At 48.8% G+C, this 4,129-nt stretch carries 2 protein-coding genes; both read right to left on the bottom strand.

The window, feature by feature from the left end:
* Positions 1 to 134: 134 nt before the first annotated feature.
* Positions 135 to 2,786 (bottom strand): EAL domain-containing protein, encoded by a 2,652-nt coding sequence (locus M0P91_RS14925; protein ID WP_295069248.1) that lies wholly within the window; start codon positions 2,784 to 2,786, stop codon positions 135 to 137.
* Positions 2,783 to 3,808, bottom strand: coding sequence for a chemotaxis protein CheB (locus tag M0P91_RS14920; protein ID WP_295069246.1), 1,026 nt, complete (start codon positions 3,806 to 3,808; stop codon positions 2,783 to 2,785). The genes M0P91_RS14925 and M0P91_RS14920 overlap by 4 nt, the downstream gene beginning before the upstream one ends.
* Positions 3,809 to 4,129 lie beyond the last annotated feature (321 nt).

Genomic DNA, 4,129 nt, shown 5'->3' with positions numbered 1-4,129 from the left:
CTCCCGTATCCGAAAGATACGGGTAGCTTCAGGGGGGTGCAGGGGACAAATTGTCCCTGCCACTTTACGGGCTTTGCCCGGAAAGTGCGTAACATCAGTAACAAGGTTAGATTACATTAACAACAAAAATACCGCTACGATCGGTTCTTCTCTCTGACAAATATCTCAAAATCATCCGGAAGAAGGGGTTTGCTGTAATAATACCCCTGTATCTCATCGCACCCTTGCTTATGGAGGTAATCGAGTTGTTCTACCGTTTCCACCCCCTCGGCAATCGTTTGAAGCCCCAGAGAGTGCGCCATACTGATGACGGCATTGACAATGGCCTTGTCGTCCGAATCATCCGTTATTTCACGAATAAAAGACTGATCGATTTTCAGTTTATACACTTTAAACTGCTTGAGATAACTTAAAGAAGAGTATCCCGTACCGAAATCATCAATCGACATCCGAATCCCTAAATCGTGCAAATGGTCCATCACCGATATCGCCCCCTGAGGATTATGCATCGCTACCGCTTCGGTCAATTCCAATTCCAGATAACGCGACGGCAATCCAACCTCATCGAGTATTTTGGTAATCACTTCGGGGAGCCTTGGATGACGAAACTGCACCGCTGAGAGATTGACGGCAACGACCATCGGCGACAAACCTTTCTCCCTCCACCCCTTCGCTTCACGTATCGCATTGCGGAGCACCCACTCTCCGATCGGCAAAATCAAACCGATATCTTCGGCCAACGGGATGAACTCGGCCGGCGAAATATTCCCGAGTTCGGGATGGCTCCATCGCAGCAGCGCTTCGGCTCCGATTACACGATCCTCTACCAAAGAGATTTGGGGCTGATAGACGATGTGCAATTGTCCCCGCTCCAGTGCATGGTGCAACGCATTGCTAAGCTGCAGGTTGCGCGCGGAACGTTCCTGCATCGCTTTGGTAAAGAAACGGTAGCTGTTACGCCCGTCTTGTTTCGCCTGATACATCGCCGCATCGGCATTTTTGGTAAGGGTTTCATTATCGCTCCCATCCATCGGATAGATCGCAATACCGATGGAAGCGGTCACCATCAGTTCATTAAGCTCAATCGTCAGAGGGGTCGCGATCGTCTCTAAGAGCTTCTGTACGACGTAGATAATCCCTTGCAGATTTGTGTGGGAAACCATAAAAACAAATTCATCCCCGCTTAAGCGCGATACCGCATCTTCTTCGCGTAAAATCGATTGAAACCGCTTCGCCATTTCAACCAGCAGCATGTCTCCGATATGATGTCCCAACGTATCGTTAATGTCTTTAAAGTGGTCGATGTCTAAAAACATGACCGCCAGTTCCCCATTGTGCCGTTTCGCTATTTCTATGGAGTATTTGAGTCGCTCCTCCAGCTGGACCCGATTCGGCAGTCCGGTCAGAATATCGAAATTGGCCAGATAATGGATCCTCTCTTCGGCCCGTTTTTTCTCGGTAATATCCTCCTTCACCACCATACAGTGGGTAATGGTCCCGTCCGTATCATAGATAGGGGAAATTTTGACCGATTCGATCGATTCGGTTCCGTCTTTACGATGAGACATCAGTTCCCGATGCCATAAATGACCGCCGGTGACATAATCCAGTATCTCGTCACAGCTTTTCTCCTCCATCGGGTTCGTCTGGATTTCTTCGATATTTTTTCCGATTGCCTCCCCCGGCAAATATCCCGACGTCTCGGTAAAAATGGTATTGACGTATTCGATTTTCCCCTCTCTGTCGGTAATAATGATACTGCTCGGGCTCTGTTCGACCGCCTGAGTGAGCTTACGCAGCTCATTTTCCGCTTTTTTGCGCTCGGTGATATTGCTGGAGACTTTCAGGACATATTCGATTTCCCCTTTCTCATCGTATTCGGGGACAAACGTCGAATCGATCCAAATCAGCCCGTGCGGGGTCTGAATCTCAAACTCCGTACGAATCTCCTTCCCGCTCTCGAAAAGTTCATTGACGAAATGGCTGTATAAACCGCCGATACTGATATCGTCAAGCTCGCTTATCGGTTTACCGATCAACTCTTCGCTGAAAATATCAAACAAATTTTCCATCGATTTATTCATGTAGACGATATCCCTATGGCGGTCGATCCGGACGATCAAATCGGGAGTATGTTCGGCAAGGGTACGGAATTTCTCCTCCTGAATCCGGAGCTCTTTGGTCCTCTCCTGAATTTTCTCTTCGAGTTTTGCATTGAGTTTTTCGAGTTCGCTGCGGGTTTGCTGCAGCTGGATATTTTTATAATAAGAGTCTTCGTAGCTGGAGAGGAGGAGATCGAGTATCTGCACCTTGTCGGCGGTGATCAGGAAATCGTTCCCGCCGAACATGAGCCGTATTCCCATCTCCATCCTCTCGACACTTCGGCGCTGGGTATTGATGTAGAGTTCGTCGATCACCTCGGGGAGACGTTTGTGATCGAACGGTTTGGTCAAAAATTTGTTGGCTCCCGCTTCGATACTCTTGATAATATCGTGCGGTTCGGAGAGGGAGGTTAGCAAAATCACCGGAATTGCCTTGAGCTTGTCGTCGCTACGGATCGCTTTGCACAATTCATAGCCGTCCATACGCGGCATCATCACGTCACTCACAATGACATCGGGAAGCTGCTCACCCCTTTCAAGCCATTCGTAGGCCTCCTCTCCGTCATGGCAAACGGTGACCGTATAATTATCGTTTTCCAGAAAAAATCGGATCTCTTCGGCCTGAGTCAGGCTGTCTTCAACGACAAGAATATGAATTTTTTTTGTATGGGTCGCGTGATTCATCGATGCTCCTTTGTTGCCGCTCCAATCTTGAGCAGCAGTTCGAGAATTCCCTGCGGAGGGAGGAGAAACTCGATCCCCCCTCCCTTGATCGCCTCCTTAACCATGCCGAATACGACCGACGTCGCCTCATTCTGCCCGACCGTAATCGCCCCCCCTTTTCTCAGTTCTACCGTCGCATCCGCACCGTCGCTCCCCATCCCCGACAATAAAATTGCCACCGTATTCGGAGCATCGCACGGACGAACCGAAGAAAAGAGTTTGGAAACCGAGGGGGTAAAGAGTTCATTTGCGTCACCTACGGGGAGTTTGATCCGATTATTATCAAGGATCAAATGATGTCCGGCAGGGGCAATGTACACATTTCCTCCCAAAATTTTTTCCCCCTCTTGGGCTATTTTTACGTTCACAGCACACTCAAAATTGAGCCATTGGACAAAGCTTTCGATAAATTCGCTGCTCATATGCTGCGCCACCAGAATCGGGAGGGGATAATCCGAGGGAAGCCCTTTAAGGATGGTGTGGAGTATCGGCGGGCCGCCCGTCGACGAACCGATCACAATGAAAGCGGGTTTCTTTGTCTCAATATCGAAATTTCCCGACTTAGTGTCAGAGGAGGGCTTCCATCGCCGGATCACTTTCACATCCGACATCAGTCTGATCCCGGCTACTATCTTCTCATACAATTCTTTGTACCTCGGATGGCCCGGTCCGTAGGGTTTTTCATACGCTCCGACAACCCCGATATGCATGCTTTCGATAATTTTCTCCACTTCTTTAAGTTCCCAGGTTGCCGTCATCAAAAGGATCGGCAGCGGATGCTCTTCCATAATTGTACGGGAAGCTTCATATCCGTTGAGACGGGGCATGTTGATATCCATCAAAATGATATCGGGACGGGCTTTAGCGACCAATGCAACCGCCGCCGCTCCGTCTTCCGCCACGGCAACGATCTCGATATCATGTTCGGCTGCAAGGGCATACACCAACAGTTCACGGGTGGTTGCGGAGTCTTCAACAATCATTAATCGTATCACTTTTTGACCTTTTTATTTACTAACTGATGTTACGCACATTAGGAACAAAGTCCCTAATGTGGCAGGGACAAATGTCCCTACAACCCCCTAAAGCTACCCGCATCTTTCGGATGCGGGAGATTAACCGATCTTTATTTGTACTTTTCGGGCAAAGCCTAACCTATTTCGCCCTTTTGAAAAAGGTGCGTAAGGTCAGTCATTTATTATCCGATCAGCCACTGAATCGTTTCGATCAAATTGTTCTGATCGAACGTACTTTTCACGATGTAGGCGTTGGCCCCCGCATGAATCCCTTTTCCTCTGTCTTCT

It is taken from the genome of Sulfuricurvum sp., from assembly GCF_023229695.1.
GTDB lineage: Bacteria > Campylobacterota > Campylobacteria > Campylobacterales > Sulfurimonadaceae > Sulfuricurvum.
The sequence above is the reverse complement of the archived record's forward strand: the minus strand, read 5'-3'. Positions and strand labels throughout refer to the sequence as shown.